A 16,776-nucleotide genomic window follows, 5' to 3' on the forward strand; every position below is an offset into this window, starting at 1 on the left:
GGAAGCAAGGAATGCATCCACGCCCCAATTCCCATCGCTTGCGCCGAGGTCGCTGTTCGGAGCAAGGGCGCGGCTACCTGGTAACGGCTGTCATTCATCGACGACGTCCAATATTCGCTGACTGGAAAGTTGGAAGATTGTTAGTAGCTGAATTTAAACGAGCCCATGACTCGGGCCAGGTCAACTCCTTGGCCTGGGTGGTGATGCCGGATCATTTCCATTGGCTGGTTCAAATCAACAATACCCCTCTGAGTCGAGTCATTGGTGCCACCAAAGCTCGATGCACACACAGCGTCAACAGTCGGACCGGGGCGTCCGGCCCGCTCTGGCAAAGCGGCTTCCACGACCATGCACTCCGCGACAATAAAGACATCCAGCCCTTCGCCCGCTACATCATTGCCAACCCGGTTCGCGCAGGGCTGGTAAGCCGAATTGGCGATTACCCGCTCTGGGATGCCATCTGGCTCTGAAGCTGTGGCGAGGGGATTTATCCCCGCTGGGGCGCGTAGCGGCCCTAAAACAGTCGACCGGATCTGCCTGATGTACCGAGGTAGTCTGGTTTTAGGGCCGCTGCGCAGCCCAGCGGGGATAAATCCCCTCGCCACAGGGGACTACGCAGATTTCGGAATTTTCGCTCATACGTCTCAGTGTCGTGGAAACACCTACATGGCTAGGCTGCATTGACACCCCCTTCAAAGGAAGCAAGGAATGCATCCACGCCCCAATTCCCATCGCTTGCGCCGAGGTCGCTGTTCGGAGCAAGGGCGCGGCTACCTGGTAACGGCTGTCATTCATCGACGACGTCCAATATTCGCTGACTGGAAAGTTGGAAGATTGTTAGTAGCTGAATTTAAACGAGCCCATGACTCGGGCCAGGTCAACTCCTTGGCCTGGGTGGTGATGCCGGATCATTTCCATTGGCTGGTTCAAATCAACAATACCCCTCTGAGTCGAGTCATTGGTGCCACCAAAGCTCGATGCACACACAGCGTCAACAGTCGGACCGGGGCGTCCGGCCCGCTCTGGCAAAGCGGCTTCCACGACCATGCACTCCGCGACAATAAAGACATCCAGCCCTTCGCCCGCTACATCATTGCCAACCCGGTTCGCGCAGGGCTGGTAAGCCGAATTGGCGATTACCCGCTCTGGGATGCCATCTGGCTCTGAAGCTGTGGCGAGGGGATTTATCCCCGCTGGGGCGCGTAGCGGCCCTAAAACAGTCGACCGGATCTGCCTGATGTACCGAGGTAGTCTGGTTTTAGGGCCGCTGCGCAGCCCAGCGGGGATAAATCCCCTCGCCACAGGGTTGCATGGTGCCTACAGGATTTCAGGGTGCCGGCCTGCCCACAATTTCCCTCCCCCACGCAAACCACCGTCTAAGCTTCAAGCAAGTCCGATCAATCTGCGTGAATGGATCAGTCGACTATGGGCGCTCTATGGCAAACCGATTCGAACAAACCTGTGGTCCCGACTGAACGTATGGAAGAAGCGCCTATACCCCAAAAAAAACGCCGCGCGCGGCATGGCTGGCGGGCGTTCTGGTTACTACTGCTGATTATTGTCGTGGTGGTCGGGCTCGCGGCAGCCAAGGAAATGCGTACCTCCAGGTTCCAGGCCAGGGAGATCAGCAAATACGCTGCCTCCCTGAGCTATTCGCTGCTACCGGGGCCCAGCGATGCCATCGTCTACCCCGGTGCCGGCCCATTCGACCGACGGTTGGGCTACAGCTCGCTGGGGGAGTTCCTGCCGCGACTGCTCAAGCGCAACTACGTGATCCAGGCCCAGACACGGTTTTCGCCGGCCTTGATGGACTACGTCGGAAAAGGCCTGTTCGTGCCCTACCCGGAAAAGATCCAGGCCGGCCTGACCATCACCGATTGCCGCGCCGCGCCGCTGTATCAGTTCAAGTACCCACAACAGCTGTATGCCAGTTTCGACGTCATCCCCCCCGTGGTCGTGCAGAGCTTGCTGTTCATCGAGAACCGCTTCCTGCTCGATCCCCGCCAGCCCCAGGCCAACCCGGCGGTGGACTGGCCGCGCTTCGGCATGGCGGCGTGGTCGCAGGTGGCCAAGCTGTTGAACCTGCCGGGACAGTCGGCCGGGGGCAGCACCCTGGCGACGCAACTGGAAAAGTACCGCCACTCTCCCGATGGCCTGACCGTCTCGGGGGGAGAAAAAATCCGCCAGATGATTTCCGCCAGCGTGCGCGCCTATCGGGCCGGTCCGCAGACCCTCGAGGCGCGGCAACGGATCGTGCGTGACTACCTCAACAGCGTGCCGCTTTCCGCCGTACCAGGGCATGGAGAGGTCCACGGCATGGCTGAAGGTCTGCGGGTCTGGTACGGCGCCGACTTCAACCGGGCCAATGAGCAGTTGTTCAGCACCGCCACCGATCCACGGAGCCTGGCGGAAAAGGGGCTGGCGCTGAGGGAGATGCTGTCGTTGATGATCGCTCAGCGCCGCCCGTCCCACTACTTGTCCAGGGGCCATGACGAACTGGCAAGCCTGACGGACAGCCACATCCGGCTGCTGACCCAGAATGGTGTGATCGACGGCGCCCTGGCCGATGCCGCCCTGGCAAGCAAAGTCAGTTATCGCGACTGGGTGCAACAACCGACGATCCAGCCCAACGAAACCAACAAAGGCATCAGCGCCGCCCGCGGTCGGCTCGCCACGTTGCTCAACCGTCCCTTGTACGACCTCGATCGTCTGGACCTGTCCGCCACCAGCACCTTGCAGAACGACCTGCAGACCCAAGCCACCGAGTACCTCAAGCGCCTGGCCGACCCGGCTTTCGCGACCGAGATCGGTCTGATGGGAGAACGCCTGCTCACCCCCACCAGCACCACCCAGGTGCGCTACAGCTTTACCCTGCTGGAACTGACCCCGGACGGTTCACGCGTGCGGGTGCAGACCGACAGCACCGACCAGCCTTTCGACATCAACGAAGGCAGCAAACTCGAACTCGGTTCCACCGCCAAGCTGCGGGTGCTCACCACCTATTTGCAGATCATTGCCGAGTTGCACGACCGCTATGGCGCTGAAACCCCGGCGACTCTGAAAAAAGTCGATGTCGCCGAACAGGATCGCCTGTCCCGCTGGGCTGTCGACTACCTGATCCAGAACAGCGACCGCAGCCTGTCGAAGATGCTTGAGGCGGCGTTGGATCGTACGTATTCCGCCAGCCCTGGCGAGGCATTTTTTACCGGCGGCGGGCTGCACACCTTCCACAACTTCCGCAGCGAAGACAATGGCCGCAACCCCAGCTTGCGTGATGCCCTGCGGGAGTCGATCAACCTGCCCTTCATCCGCCTGATGCGTGATCTGGTGCGCTACGCCACGTATGCTGGCCCCAACAATAGCGCCGAATTGCTCAAGGACGACAGTAACCCGCGGCGCCAGGAATACCTGGCCCAATTCGCTGACCGCGAAGGCACCTCGTTCCTGCTCAGGTTCTGGAAGAAGTATCAGAAGAAGGACACCAGCCAGCGCCTCGAAACCTTTCTCGACAGCATGCACCCCACCGCGATCCGCCTGGCCGCCGTGCATCGCTATTTCTTCCCCAACGACAGCCAGGACAGTTTCAACCGCTTCGTGCGCTCGCACCTCAAATCGGTCAAGAGCAACGAAAAGCTCACCGATGAACGCCTGGAACGGCTCTACCAGAGCTACGGTCCCGGCGCCTACGACCTGCCGGACCAGGGCTTTATCGCCAAGGTCCACCCGCTCGATCTATGGTTGATGGGGTACCTGCTGAACAACCCCGACGCCAAGTTCAGCCAGATCGTCAAGGCGAGTGAGTTCGAACGCCAGGAAGTCTACAGTTGGTTGTTCAAGAGTCGGCACAAGAGCGCCCGCGACAGTCGAATACGCACTATGCTCGAGATCGAAGCGTTCCTGGATATCCACCAGCGCTGGCAGAAAGTCGGCTATCCGTTCGACCATCTCGTGCCCTCGCTGGCCACGGCTATCGGCAGCTCCGGCGACCGCCCTGCCGCACTGGCGGAGCTGGTGGGCACCATTCTCAACGACGGCATCCGCCAACCGGTACTACGAGTCGACAGCCTGCACTTTGCCGTCGATACCCCCTACGAAACCCAACTGGTCAATGATCCGGATAAAGGCAAGCGCGTGATGCCGGCTGAAGTTGCCCTCGCCCTGCGCGGTGCGTTGTCCCAGGTGGTGGATGCCGGCACCGCGAAACGGGTGGCCGGCAGTTTCAAACTGGCCGACGGTACGCCGCTGGCCATGGGCGGCAAGACCGGCACCGGCGACAACCGCATCGAAGCCATCGGCGCCGGTGGACGAGTGATCAGCTCCAAGGCGATCAACCGCACGGCCACCTTCGTGTTCTACATCGGCGACAGCCATTTCGGCACCCTCACCGCCTATGTACCCGGGGCCTCGGCGCAGAATTTCAAGTTCACCTCAGCCTTGCCGGTGCAGGTGCTCAAAGGGATGGCGCCGTTTCTCACGCCCTACTTGCAGCCGGGCAGCCATACCCAGTGCACGCCGTTGGTGGCGCGCCAGGGAGCCTCGTCGCCAGGGTAGAACTACCGGATCACCCGCGGTACCGCGTCGAAGATCACCGTGAAGTCGGCGTTGAACAGGCCTGTCTGGTCGGGGAGCGGTATGGTCGAGGCATAGATGACCATCTCTGCCTGCGTACCTGGGGTGGACGTGGGGTCATCCACCACCTCTTGGGGCGTGGAAGTCAGGGTGACGTTGTTGAACCGGACAAGCAGAGGAATGGCGCTGCTACCGTTGGTCAGCGCCGGCTGACCAGCCGGGAGATAGGCATGCACCGAACCGTCGGTGTTCTTCACGTCGAAGGTCTGGCGTACCGGGGTCAGTTGACTCTTCACCGGGTCCCAATACATGACCTCATCCTTGCCGAACTCCGGATCCCTGGGCTGCACATGGAACTGCTGGGTCGGAATGTTCGCCGTGATGTGAATCGACGAGCGTGCATCATCCGCCGCCTGCGCCGGCGAAGCACTCAGGGCAACGGCGCCCAGGGCCATTGCAGCTACCTTTTTATTGAACATGCCAAATACCTTTTTTAGCTGTGAGCAACAGAGATGGGTCAAGCAGAGATCCGCGGTACCGCGTCATAGATCACGGTGAAGTCGCCGGTGTAGAAGCCTGGCCGGCGCTGGACCGGCATGGCATCGGCACGGATCGTCATCTCGACCTGGGTACCGGGCGTGGAGGACGCATCGTCCACGACTTCCCGAGGCAAGCCATCCAGACGGACTTTGTTGAACCGGACCCTCAACGGGATTCTGGTATTGCCGTTGGACAGGAACGCCGCGCCGCCCTCGATGTAGGCGTGGATCGAACCTTCAGTGTGCTTCACGTCGAAGATCTGGCGCAAAATGCCCAGGTCATCGTTCAGCGGGTTGTAATGCATGACCTCGTGCTTGCCGAACTCTGGATCCCGTGGCTGGACATGGAACTGCTGGGTTGGAATGTTCGCCTTGATATGAATGGCGGACCGCGCATCATCGGCCCCGAGCGCCAGCGAAGGACTCAGGGTCGCGGCGCCCAGGGCCATGACGGAGACAAATTGCTTGAACATGCTTGCTACCTTTTTTCATCGTTATTGTTAAAGAAGCGTCCATGCCACTACTGCTAACCCGTGGCGAGGGAGCCTGTTCCCTCACCGCAAAGGTTCTCTACTGACTCAATGTGTTCCGTTCGCCCTACGGCGCCGTGGCGTCGAACACCATGTGTACCGTGCCGTAGTAGTCGCCAGGCTTGTAGTCGTCATCGGGCTTGATGGCGGCGATTTCCAGCGGCACCTGTCGGCCCGGCCGTGCCTCGGTGGCCGAGACCACCTGGGCGGAATCCAGGGTCAGTTCGACGCCGTTGAAGCGCACGCGCAAGTCGATGCGATCAAGGCCATTGGACAGATAAGCCTCCTCCCCGAGGCGCGCGCCAATGGAGCCGTTGCTGTTCTTCACCTCGTAAATGGCCCGCAACGGGCTCAGGTCCGAGGTGATGGTGCTGAACGGCAGGCGCTGTTCCCGCTGGACCAACTGCGGGTCGAGGGGCAACACATAAAAGTCGGCCGTCGGGATGGTCACGTAGAGTTCGAAGGTTTCCCTCTCGACAGCCCCCCAGGCCGAAGTCCAGGGCATCAGCAAGGCCATCAATGCGAGGGGCCGTAGCCGTGTCTTGATCATTTTGATTTACCTCTTGCGTCAATGACGGTTCAGCGACGGTCTCCGTCAGCTCTTGATCTCGACGTTCCGGGTCTTGCTGCCTTCGATCAGGGTGAAGCGATATTCACGCCCCGCTTCCTTGTCGAACGAAAACGTCCGGCCGGTCATGACGTGATGCTTGGTGGTCGGGCGGCATTCGTTCTCTTTCTTTGCTTCGCAGTCCTTGAACTCATCGATCACCACCACGCTGTTGCCGTTGTTGCGCAGCACGTAGCGATTGGTGTTGTTATCGATCACAGTGTCGAAGCGCGTGTCCTTGGGCCGCACGAAGAACACCGTGCCGTAACCCGCCAGTACTTTGACCCCGGCCCCCACGCGCTCTTTTTTATAGGCTTCGCGCTCTTCCGCGCTGACGGCGAATTCGTCTTCCGCTTCCGGCACCACCGGTACGAAGCGCACACGGAAGTAGCGCTCCTTGTCGCGGTTGCCCATGAACAGCAACCGCGTGCCCTGCACACCGTTGGCCGGCACGATCAGGCGCGCCGGGCTGGCCATCAGGCCATCCCTGGCCTGGGCACTGGCCTGGTTCTGCAAGGGCACCTCACTGTAGGTGCCGTCCTCGTTGTAGATGATTTCCAGGATGTTCACCTTGACGAAAGCCGTCGACGTCCCGCCGTTGAACACCCGCTTCATGTACGTGGTCTTGTTGCCGTCCAGGTAGTCGTAGACCACCCCGACACCGATCTGCGGACCGGCCTCGGCCACGCCGCAGAACAGGGAAAAGCCAACCCATGCCCATAGATGTTTCATCACTTGCTTAACCTCATGCATTGAACGCAACTCACTGAAATATTCTGGCCAGCAGGCCACTAGACTTCCGAATCCCAGATCACCGTGACGCTGCCGGTGTAGGCCTTGGCGCCACTGTCCAGCATCTCCTCGACGCTGCCCCGGGCGACTTCGAAGTGCAGCATTCCCAGCCTGCGATCGACGTAAAAACCCGGCTGGAACAGCTCGGTGCCGCTGCCGTCAAGCCGCAGCGGACGTTGGTCGACCGGTTGCCCGCCGGCGTCGGTCAGGCCTTCGGGCAGCGTCACCTTGATGTCCACCGGCACGGCATGGCCGGTGCCGGTTTCCGAGATCGCGCAGGTATTGCCGCTGACGTGCTGGCATTCGAGCCTCATCTTGAAACGAGACGAGGCCGAGATATGGAAGCGCTGGTCGCGAAACAGCCGCGTCGGTTTGCTCCCGCTGTTCAACCAGGCTTGCCAGCCCTCCTGGGGCACCAGTTCCACACGGTTGCCGCCGGGGGGTACCTCGACCTTGAGGGTGTGCTCGACATCGAGTTTGAAATTGAGAGTGATCACCGATTCATTGGGGATCATCAGGTCACCGAAGTCGAAGTCCTGCCCCGGACCGATGCCATAGACCAGAGAGCCGGTGTATTGGCCGGACGACATCTTCAACGGGTTGGGGGTGCGCAGTTCGTAGGCGAAGTTCATGGAGGTGTACTCCATGCCTGGGATCAGGTAACGGGCCCTTTTGGCACAGCTCCCTTCGACCGGTGTTTTCCAGAAGAAGGAATAGGCACGGTCGTTCAAGCTCGATTGGCTGCTGGACCGACAAGGTGCAGGGGCATACTTCCAGGTGGAGCCCCACAACATCGCATGAGCGGTCCCCATGTCCACTCCCCCTCCGACCAGGTCGATCACGCTGACCGGCAGGAAATACATCGAGCCAATGCCGGCGACGCGCACCTGGACGATTTCAGTCTCGCCTGTGCCGGTATGAGTGACCTGCGCCAGACGCCAATTGGCAGGCACATGGAATATCGCCCCTTGCCGCAGATCCGCATGATTGGCCTGGATGGGCGCATTGGAATACGAGTTGATGTTCCACTGAAGGCTGTACATGCTCTCCCTGTCACAGTCTGCCGGGTAAAAGGCGCAGTACCCTGAGACCGGCGTGGTATTTCGAAAGCTATTCTCGTGGGGCTTCGAAGGATCGGGCCTGAAGACTGCGGTGATCTCCTTGCTCACGGCATGGGCCGTCGATGCGCCGGCCAATAACATCACCGAAACCACACTACGCACTGCTACTGGTAGACCTTTCATCAATCCGTCACCTTCCTTTCGCCTCAGGCTGGCCAATCCAGGCCCTTTAAACTTCCGAATCCCAGATCACCGTGACATCGCCGGCGTAATGCGTGGCGCCGGTATCGAGCATCGCTTCGACACTGCTGCGGTCCACTTCGAAATGCAGCATCCCGAGCCGGCGATCGACGTATAAGCCGGGCTGGAACAACTCGGTGCCACTGCCATCGCGCAACAACCGGCGTCGGTTGACCGGTTGCCCCGCGCCGTCCGTCACGCCATCGGGCAGGGTCACGCCGACGTTCACCTGCACCGTGTGGCCGGTATCGGTTTCGGCAATCGCACAGGTGTTGCCGCTGATGTATTGGCATTCGAGCGCCATCTTGAAACGGGATGAGGCGGAGATATGGAAGCGCTGGTCACGGAACAGGCGCGTTGGCTTGCGTCCGCTGTTGAGCCAGGCTTGCCAGCCTTCCTGAGGCACCAACTCCACGCGATTGCCACCGGGAGGAACTTCGACCTTGAGGGTGTGCTCGACAGTCAGCTTGAAATCGAACGTGAGTATCGGATCGGAGGGGATCATGATATCGCCCATGTCCAGATCCTGGCCCGGCCCAATGCTGTAGGTCAAAGAACCCGTGTACAAACCACTCGACATTTTCAAGGGGTTCGGAGTGCGCAGTTCGTAGGCAAAGTCCAGATAGTCGTAAACCAGGCTGGGGATCAGAAAACTACTCTTTTTGGAGCAAGCCGCTTCGACTCGGGTCTTCCAGAAAAACCGGTAAGTCGTCGCGTTCAGACCTCCGTGACCGGTGTATCCGCAAGGTGAAGGGGGGTTCACCCAACTGTGCCCATAACCGCCCCATAACCGGTTGTGTGCCAGCGTAAGGTCTATGCTTGGATTACCTATCAGTTCGAGCACGTTCATCGGAAGACGGTATCTCGAACCGATTCCCGAAAAGCGCACTTCAACGGTTTCAATTTCACCCGTGCCGGCATGAGTCACCTGGGCGGTACGCCAGTTGGCGGGCACCTTGAACGTCGCCCCTTGCCGGTAGTCAGTGTGATTCGCCTGAATAGGGCCGACCGAATTGAAGCGGATAGGCAACTGAATACTGAATATCTTGGTGGCCGCGCAATCCGCCGGATAGAAGGTGCAATAGCCACTGACCGGGGTGGTATTGGTAAATTGATTCAGGTTTGGCTTCGAAGCATCGGGCCTGAATATCGCGCTGATATTCTGGTTCACGGCATTGGCAGCAGGCACGCAGGCAAGCAACAGCATCGAGACCACGCTGCTCACGGCTACCGATAAGAATTTCATTTATACAACCTCATACGTCAAAGCAAATCCCTGCAAGTTTTTGGGAGAAAATTTCACAGTGGGAGCAAGGCTTGCCCGCGATGCAGGCGCCTCGGTCTTCACGCGAACGGCGTTATCGTTCATCGCGGGCAAGCCTTGCTCCCACAACTCATGAACGCTGCTTCGCCGGGTCGGCCGCGGCCAGTGAGCTATCAGCCAGGCTGTCCGGCGTGCAACGCAGGTCGCCGATCATCAATACATCGCCTTCGTTACTGGCGTTTTCCGGGTCGAGACGGAAGCGGCAGAACAGCTGGTTGTCGTAGCGCACTTCCAGGGTCGGGGATGCGGCATTCATCTCCATGGAGAAGAATCCGTCCGCTTCGCTGACACCGCGGCTGGCGTGATTGATCACGTGATGGCCCCTGAGCGGTTGCCCCTGTTCGTCCAGCAGTCGGCCGAGCACCGTCACGGTTTTCAGCACGCTGACCTTGCGGTAGTCCACGCCGCCCTTGTTCAGGTGATAACGGGTGCGTGCCGGCTCGATGCTCGCCGCCGGTGGATGCACGCCCTCGAAGTCGAAGGTCACCATGCTGTTGCGGTAGGCGGTGATCGGCACGAAGTTACGGCCCGGGTGCAATGTGGTGCTGCCGCCGGTCAAGTCGTCGGCGCGCAGGATGATGTTGTCCAGGTCGGTTTCCACGTCGACGATCATCCCCGCGCCACGGCCCTGGGGCACACCGGTGAAGACGGCTTTCTGGCCGCCGACGGCCACGGTGCTGCTCAGGTTCAGGCCGCCCGTGAGATTGTCGTTATAGGACGAACGCTGGAGGAAACCGTCGCCATAGAGCGATTCGGTGCTGAAACTGGCGATGCCGGACAGGCCCACGCCATAGGTGTCGGTCAGCGCCGTGCCGGAGACGCTCTGCAGCACATGATCCTGGAGGTCACGGCGATAGGTCAGCGACGCGTTGTTGTCCCGGTCCCCCTCGCAGGAGGTGCGGGTGCCGATGCTGCCCGACCAATACTCGCCCGGCCCGCCCAGTGCCACGCTGAAGCTCAGGTCCACGCCGCGATTGCGACGGTCGCTGGTGCTCGAGGTGCCGGGACGATCGAACACCGACAACCGCCAGTTGGCATCGCTGCCACGCAACTTGCCGCGCTGGGTCCAGCCCAGGTCCAGGCCCGCGCCCTGGACATTGCCTTCGCTATAGGCCAGGCGTCCGTTGACGGAAGATTTGTTGCTCAAACGGTGGTTGACCGACAGCGATGAGTTGCTGGTCTGGCCGACGAACACATTGCGTTGCCGAATGCGAGTGCCGTCCGGCAGGGTTTCGTAAGTGTTGCGGGTGTCCAGCCAGCTGCGGTTATGACTGGCGACGAGGCTGCCTTGGCCATAACTGTACAGGGCCTGTACGTCCATGCCGTTGCCGTACTGTTCGGTCTGGTAGACGTTGGCGTACAGGCTGGTGTGAGAGGCCAGCGTCCAGTCTATCGACGTGCCGACCTGTAGCTTGTCCTGCACCTGGCGGGCGGAACCACCGACGATGACCCGCGGGTGCAGCAGGTAGTTGACGCCAAATCCCGCGGTGGTGAACCCCGACGGCTGTTCTTCCCAGTTGCTCCAGAGCCGGGTTTCGCGACCGGCGAACAGGTTGTAGCGCCAGCGCTCCTCGGTGCTGTTCCAATTGTTTGGTTTGTAGACCAGTTCCTGGCTGGTGGCGGTGGTTTGCCCATCCTCGATCAGCCGCACTTCCACTTCATAGATACCGCCGGGCAACGGGCGAGTGTCCAGGCTCTGCAAGCCTGCGCTGACGGCCTGGGTATTGATCAGCAGGCCGCTGCGATAAATCTCCACCGAAGCCTGGCGGCTCGCGGTGACGTAAATGGGGTAGACGCTGGGCTTGGGGTTTTCGACCACCAGGCTGTCGGAGCTGCCGTACATCACGCCCAATGCGGTGTCAGGGTTGGCACCGAACGAACGGATCTGACGGTTCAAGCCATCGGAGCTGGGGGTGAAATAACCCAGTCGAAAAAAATGGCCTTCCAACTCACGTTGGGTAAAGAGCTCATGGACGGCGTGGTAGATCTTGTCGTCCGGCCCACCCAGGCGGGAAAGCTGGAGGTCCAGGGACTGGCTCCAGTTGCCCACGCTGGAACTGGCGTTGATGCCATAGCGGCCACCGGTTTCCTGTTCCTGGCCACCATTGATATTGAGTTGGTTATTGAAGATCAGGCCAAGGCTGCCGCCTTGGGGCTGGTCGTGATAGCGCAGTGCTTCGGTACTGCGCTCGACATCCCGGGTGAGGATCGACACCAGTGAATTTTCAAGACTGTAGTGCACCGCCAGCAGCCCGGCGGTGCAGTTCTTTTCACAGGCACCTAACAGTTGTCCCTGTTTGAGTGTCTGCTCCCATTGGTCCCGCTCGGCGGCTTTGATCGTGCTGTCGTGGGTGTCGGTGAATTCAAGCAGGGTAATGCGATCATCCCGCGTCAAGACCACCATGGCTTCACCGAGATACTGTTGATTGAGCTCAATACGAACAGCCAATGGCACGTCAAAGAAGTGGGCTTCAAACTCCGCCGGCAGGCCCTTGGCCTGGGACAGCAGGCTTGTCGGTGTCGTACCGGGGGCAGTCGGCGCGGCCAATGCACTCGCGCACAACAACAGCGCGAGCGCACCCGCGATGGGTGTCATCGGTAACATCAACGGACTCTCATAATCAGCGAGCTTTCGGTGTGTTTCAGGTTCAGGCCGACCGGCTGGGGAGAACCGGCCGGCCTGCTGCCGGCGAGGTGAGGCTCACCGGGCAACGAATGGCCTTACGGGCGCGGCACGGCGTCGAAGATGACGGTCATGTCGGCGGTGTACAGGCCGTTCTGGGTAGCGAGCGGCTTGGCCGGAACGATGGTCATCTCGGCCTGGGTACCCGGGGTGGAAGTTGCGTCATCGACCACTTCCTGGGACAGGGCGGTCAGGGTGACGCCATTGAAGGTCGTGGTCAGGGCGATGGCATCGCTGCCGTTGTACAGCGAAGCCGGGCCGCCTTCGATATAGGCATTGACGGAACCGTCGGTGTTCTTCACGTCATAGGTCTGACGCAGCGAAGTCAGGGTACCGCTGACCGTGTTGTAGGACATGGTTTCGTCCTTACCCCAGTTCCCGTCACGTGGCTGCACATGAAACTGCATGGTCGGGATATTCGCGGTGATGTGGATGGACGAACGTGCGTCATCGGCAGCGAAGGCCAGCGAAGAACTCAGGGCCGCGGCGGTCAGAGAAGCGACGGTTACGATTTTCATGAGCATTGTTAACACCTGTTCATAGCAATAAAGAGAGAAGGGCCGAAGTTGCACATCAATACAGCTTGGCGTGCCCCTTCAACGCCGGTGCATGATCGTCGCTCTTTAATTAAAAATAAGCAGGAAAGTTCGCAGCTTCATGTAGTAAATCGCACACGCAAAACAAAGAAAAATACGCATTTCTTGATAAGGCGTGACTTCGAATGTAAGAGCTTTCCGACACTCTCACTAGTTGCGATTAAAACCTCCCAACGCCCATCCGGTTTCGTCCCGCATCCATAAGGGATTCAGGTAAGGTCTTGTTTCACTTCAAGTATGACGCAGCTGAGATATATCTTTTAACAAAGATATATCTATAGTCGAAGATATATCTACAGTCAAAGATATATCTCGGTTCTATTTATGCAGAACAGAGAGCAGATAGATGACAGTTCCTTATTGCCCCCCCACTCGCGAACAAGACCATTGCGATGGCTTCGAACGACGCCCGCCCAGTCGTGAGCGCGGTGGGCGCGGTCCTCGGGTGTTCGCTGCCGGTGACCTGAAGTTGCTGCTGTTGGCACTGATCGCCGAAAAGCCTTGTCACGGCTATGAGCTGATTCGCCAGATCGAGGCCATGTTCGACGGCGCCTACACCCCGAGTCCCGGCGTGATCTATCCCACCCTGACCCACCTGGAAATGAGTAAGATGGTCAGCGGAGACGCCGAGGGCGGGAAAAAATGTTACAGCGCAACCGACGTCGGACGTCTATTCCTTCACGACCAGGCCGAGGCACTGGAGGGTGTGCGGATGCGCGTTGAAGCCAGCAAGCGCATCCTGCGCGAGCAGGATCGACCGGCTGAAATCCACGAAGCGGTGGGTAATCTGCGGCGTGCCCTGCAGAGACACCAGGATCGCTGGAGTCCGGAAGAAATCCTGCGGATACGCGACCTGCTCAACGACACCGCCAAAGCCATCATTGACGGCCCCGCCCGTCCCCCTGTTTCGGAGTCAAGCGATGACTGAAATCGATCCAAACACCATTCACCGTGTCAGCCACGAGATCAAGCGTCGTCGCCTGCAAGTACTGCGGGTGGTGGACCTGACACCGCGCATGCGCCGCATCACCGTCGGTGGGCCGGAACTGGCCGGGTTTGTCAGCCTGGGCACGGATGATCATGTGAAACTGTTTTTCCCCCAGAACGCCGGGGAACGGGCCGCCCTGGAAACTTTCGATCCCAGCGCCGGCAAGGCCCAGGGCACACTGCCGGAAATGCGCGACTACACCCCACGCCGCTATGACCTGGAGACCCTGGAGCTGGATCTCGATTTCGTGCTCCATGGCGACGGCCCCGCCTCGACCTGGGCGGCCCAGGCTGAGCCTGGGCAGTACCTCAACATCGGTGGGCCAAGGGGCTCGATGATCGTGCCGGACATTTTCGACAGTTACCTGCTGATCGGTGACGAAACCGCCCTGCCCGCCATCGCTCGTCGCCTCGAGGGCCTGGCACCCAACCGGCGTGCGTTGGTGGTCGTGGAAGTGGAAAACGGTGCCGAACAACAAGTGCTGCATAGCTCCGCGCAGGTCCACGTGATCTGGGTGCTGCGCGAAGGTCGCCACGACAGCCTGCTGACCACCGTCCGTCAACTGGAAGTACCTGGCGGCAAGCTGTACGCCTGGGTCGCCACCGAAAGCAAGGTGTCTCGGCAGATTCGCAAGGTGTTGCTGGAGGAGAAAGGGTTGGACCAGAACTTCGTAAAAGCGGTGGGTTATTGGAAGGCGGATGGTAGCGAGGAGGAATAATCCTCTGACAAACCCGGCCTGCCGCAGCAAGGCAGATTTATCTGTGGCGAGGGGATTTATCCCCGCTGGGCTGCGAAGCATCCCTAAACCCAGTCAACTCGGGGTGTCAGGTAGATTGAGACTTCAGTGATGGGGGCCGCTACGCAACCCAACGGGGATAAATCCCCTCGCCACAGTTCCTAGTCGCCCTTGAGAAATTTGTTAAACAGGTGCCCCGCCCCATGCTTTTCCTGATCGCCTACATCGCCAGCGTCGTGCTGATCAATTACGCCTTTTCCGCCGCACCGCACTTGGACATCATCTGGTCGGCCTGGGGTGGCCTGGTATTCATCCTGCGGGACATGGTGCAGACCCGGTTCGGCCATGGCGCCATCGCGGCAATGCTGGCGGCGCTGGTGTTGTCTTATGTCACCTCGGACCCGACCATCGCCCTGGCCAGCGCCACGGCGTTCGCGGTATCCGAGTGCATCGACTGGCTGGTGTTCACGGTCACCAAGCGTCCGTTGCATGATCGGTTGTGGATCAGCTCGGCGCTGAGCATTCCCCTCGATACCTTCATCTTCTTCGGCCTGATCGATGCCCTGACCCCACCGGTGGTGATCACCGCACTGGCCTCGAAATTCGCCGGGGTCACCGCTGTCTGGCTGATCATGGCCTGGCGTTTGCGCAAACAGGCCGTCGTCGGCTGAAGCCAAACCACGTGGTTCATGTAAAATGCCGCGCTTTCTCCCTATGGGAAGCTCGCCCGGCGCGCGACCCTCGATGATCCGCTCCTGTTTGAGGACCTTCAGATGACCCGTATCGGAACTCCCTTGTCGCCCAGCGCGACCCGCGTTTTGTTGTGTGGCAGCGGTGAGCTGGGCAAGGAAGTGGTAATCGAATTGCAGCGCCTGGGCGTGGAAGTGATCGCCGTGGATCGCTACGCCAATGCACCGGCCATGCAAGTAGCCCATCGTAGCCATGTGATCAATATGCTCGACGGTGCCGCCCTGCGTGCGGTAATCGAGGCCGAGAAGCCGCATTTCATCGTGCCGGAAATCGAAGCCATCGCTACCGCCACCCTGGTGGAACTGGAAGCCGAAGGCTTCACCGTGATCCCCACCGCCCGTGCCGCGCAACTGACCATGAACCGCGAAGGCATCCGTCGCCTGGCCGCCGAAGAGCTGGGCCTGCCGACCTCGCCGTACTTCTTCGCCGACACCGTGGAAGATTACCGCAAGGCCGTTGAAAGCCTGGGCTTCCCGTGTGTGGTCAAGCCGGTGATGAGCTCGTCGGGCAAGGGCCAGAGCCTGCTGCGCAGCAGCGATGACGTACAGAAAGCCTGGGACTACGCCCAGGAAGGCGGCCGCGCTGGCAAGGGCCGGGTCATCATTGAAGGCTTTATCGACTTCGACTACGAAATCACCTTGCTGACCGTGCGTCATGTCGGCGGTACCACCTTCTGTGCGCCGGTCGGTCACCGCCAGGAAAAAGGCGATTATCAGGAATCCTGGCAGCCCCAGGCCATGAGCCCGGCAGCGCTGGCCGAATCCGAGCGCGTCGCCAGGGCGGTGACCGAAGCCCTGGGAGGCCGTGGAATGTTCGGCGTCGAGCTGTTCATCAAGGGCGATCAGGTGTGGTTCAGCGAGGTTTCTCCGCGCCCTCACGACACCGGACTGGTGACATTGATTTCCCAGGACCTGTCGCAGTTCGCTCTGCACGCTCGCGCGATTCTCGGCCTGCCGATCCCGCTGATCCGTCAGTTCGGTCCATCGGCGTCGGCTGTGATCCTGGTGGAAGGCCAGTCGACCCAGACCGCTTTCGCCAACCTTGGCGTCGCCCTGAGCGAACCGGACACCGCGCTGCGTCTGTTTGGCAAACCGGAAGTCAACGGCCAACGCCGCCTGGGCGTTGCCCTGGCCCGCGACGAGTCCATCGAAGCCGCTCGTGCCAAGGCGACCCGGGCTTCCCAGGCGGTGAAGATCGAACTCTAAAATCCTGACTGGCGCTGTGCCCTGTGGGAGCAAGGCTTGCCCGCGATGAAGGCGATGCGGTCTTCTTGAAACCCAGTTGTCTGTATCGCGAGCAAGCTTTGCTCCCACAGGCTTTGCTCCCATAGGAAGCTTTTCTTCTACAGTGCCGGTTAAAAG

The 16,776-nt window shown here is 60.2% G+C and carries 15 protein-coding genes; 7 read left to right on the plus strand and 8 right to left on the minus strand.

From position 1 onward, the window contains the following. Positions 1–11: 11 nt before the first annotated feature. The 3 genes from QZH45_RS24340 to QZH45_RS24350 all read left to right on the plus strand — a co-directional run bounded on the left by QZH45_RS24340 (position 12) and on the right by QZH45_RS24350 (position 4,551). Positions 12–470, plus strand: a complete 459-nt coding sequence (locus tag QZH45_RS24340) for an REP-associated tyrosine transposase (protein WP_024780916.1) — start codon at positions 12–14, stop codon at positions 468–470. 238 nt (positions 471–708) lie between these two features. Next, positions 709–1,167, plus strand: coding sequence for an REP-associated tyrosine transposase (locus QZH45_RS24345; protein WP_024780916.1), 459 nt, complete (start codon positions 709–711; stop codon positions 1,165–1,167). A gap of 258 nt (positions 1,168–1,425) precedes the next feature. Next, positions 1,426–4,551 (plus strand): transglycosylase domain-containing protein, encoded by a 3,126-nt coding sequence (locus tag QZH45_RS24350; RefSeq protein ID WP_055136196.1) that lies wholly within the window; start codon positions 1,426–1,428, stop codon positions 4,549–4,551. A 2-nt stretch (positions 4,552–4,553) separates the two neighbouring features. On the opposite strand, the gene QZH45_RS24355 is transcribed toward QZH45_RS24350, so the two are convergent. The 8 genes from QZH45_RS24355 to QZH45_RS24390 all read right to left on the minus strand — a co-directional run bounded on the left by QZH45_RS24355 (position 4,554) and on the right by QZH45_RS24390 (position 12,869). Beyond that, complete coding sequence (locus QZH45_RS24355; RefSeq protein WP_024780914.1) at positions 4,554–5,048, minus strand: CS1 type fimbrial major subunit; 495 nt, start codon at positions 5,046–5,048, stop codon at positions 4,554–4,556. Positions 5,049–5,086: 38 nt separating this feature from the next. Next, a complete protein-coding gene (locus tag QZH45_RS24360) occupies positions 5,087–5,581 on the minus strand; it encodes a CS1 type fimbrial major subunit (RefSeq protein ID WP_055136197.1) in 495 nt (164 codons plus the stop codon). A 124-nt stretch (positions 5,582–5,705) separates the two neighbouring features. Next, complete coding sequence (locus QZH45_RS24365) at positions 5,706–6,188, minus strand: CS1 type fimbrial major subunit (RefSeq protein WP_024780912.1); 483 nt, start codon at positions 6,186–6,188, stop codon at positions 5,706–5,708. Positions 6,189–6,233: 45 nt separating this feature from the next. Then, positions 6,234–6,977: a pilus assembly protein gene (locus tag QZH45_RS24370; RefSeq protein ID WP_024780911.1), complete on the minus strand. Its 744-nt coding sequence runs from the start codon at positions 6,975–6,977 to the stop codon at positions 6,234–6,236. Positions 6,978–7,036: 59 nt separating this feature from the next. After that, positions 7,037–8,281: a hypothetical protein gene (locus QZH45_RS24375; RefSeq protein ID WP_024780910.1), complete on the minus strand. Its 1,245-nt coding sequence runs from the start codon at positions 8,279–8,281 to the stop codon at positions 7,037–7,039. A gap of 46 nt (positions 8,282–8,327) precedes the next feature. Further along, positions 8,328–9,584, minus strand: coding sequence for a hypothetical protein (locus QZH45_RS24380; protein ID WP_024780909.1), 1,257 nt, complete (start codon positions 9,582–9,584; stop codon positions 8,328–8,330). A 148-nt stretch (positions 9,585–9,732) separates the two neighbouring features. Then, complete coding sequence (locus tag QZH45_RS24385; RefSeq protein WP_432783580.1) at positions 9,733–12,267, minus strand: CS1-pili formation C-terminal domain-containing protein; 2,535 nt, start codon at positions 12,265–12,267, stop codon at positions 9,733–9,735. 116 nt (positions 12,268–12,383) lie between these two features. Beyond that, a complete protein-coding gene (locus QZH45_RS24390) occupies positions 12,384–12,869 on the minus strand; it encodes a CS1 type fimbrial major subunit (protein ID WP_024780907.1) in 486 nt (161 codons plus the stop codon). Between the two features lie 418 nt (positions 12,870–13,287). On the opposite strand from QZH45_RS24390, the gene QZH45_RS24395 reads away from it, so the two are divergent. The 4 genes from QZH45_RS24395 (at position 13,288) to purT (ending at position 16,620) form a co-directional block, all read left to right on the plus strand. Continuing rightward, entirely contained in the window at positions 13,288–13,869 is a 582-nt protein-coding gene (locus QZH45_RS24395; RefSeq protein WP_024780906.1) for a PadR family transcriptional regulator, read from the plus strand. Beyond that, the gene (locus QZH45_RS24400; RefSeq protein ID WP_024780905.1) at positions 13,862–14,647 is read left to right on the plus strand and encodes a siderophore-interacting protein; all 786 of its coding nucleotides are present in this window, start codon (positions 13,862–13,864) and stop codon (positions 14,645–14,647) included. Before QZH45_RS24395 ends, QZH45_RS24400 begins: the two co-directional genes overlap by 8 nt. Positions 14,648–14,868: 221 nt before the next feature. Beyond that, complete coding sequence (locus QZH45_RS24405; RefSeq protein WP_024780904.1) at positions 14,869–15,336, plus strand: VUT family protein; 468 nt, start codon at positions 14,869–14,871, stop codon at positions 15,334–15,336. 102 nt (positions 15,337–15,438) lie between these two features. After that, positions 15,439–16,620 carry a formate-dependent phosphoribosylglycinamide formyltransferase gene (purT, locus tag QZH45_RS24410; RefSeq protein ID WP_024780903.1) on the plus strand — a complete coding sequence of 394 codons (1,182 nt, stop codon included), beginning with the start codon at positions 15,439–15,441 and terminating at the stop codon, positions 16,618–16,620. Positions 16,621–16,776 lie beyond the last annotated feature (156 nt).

The organism is Pseudomonas corrugata, assembly GCF_050920615.1.
GTDB lineage: Bacteria > Pseudomonadota > Gammaproteobacteria > Pseudomonadales > Pseudomonadaceae > Aquipseudomonas > Aquipseudomonas corrugata.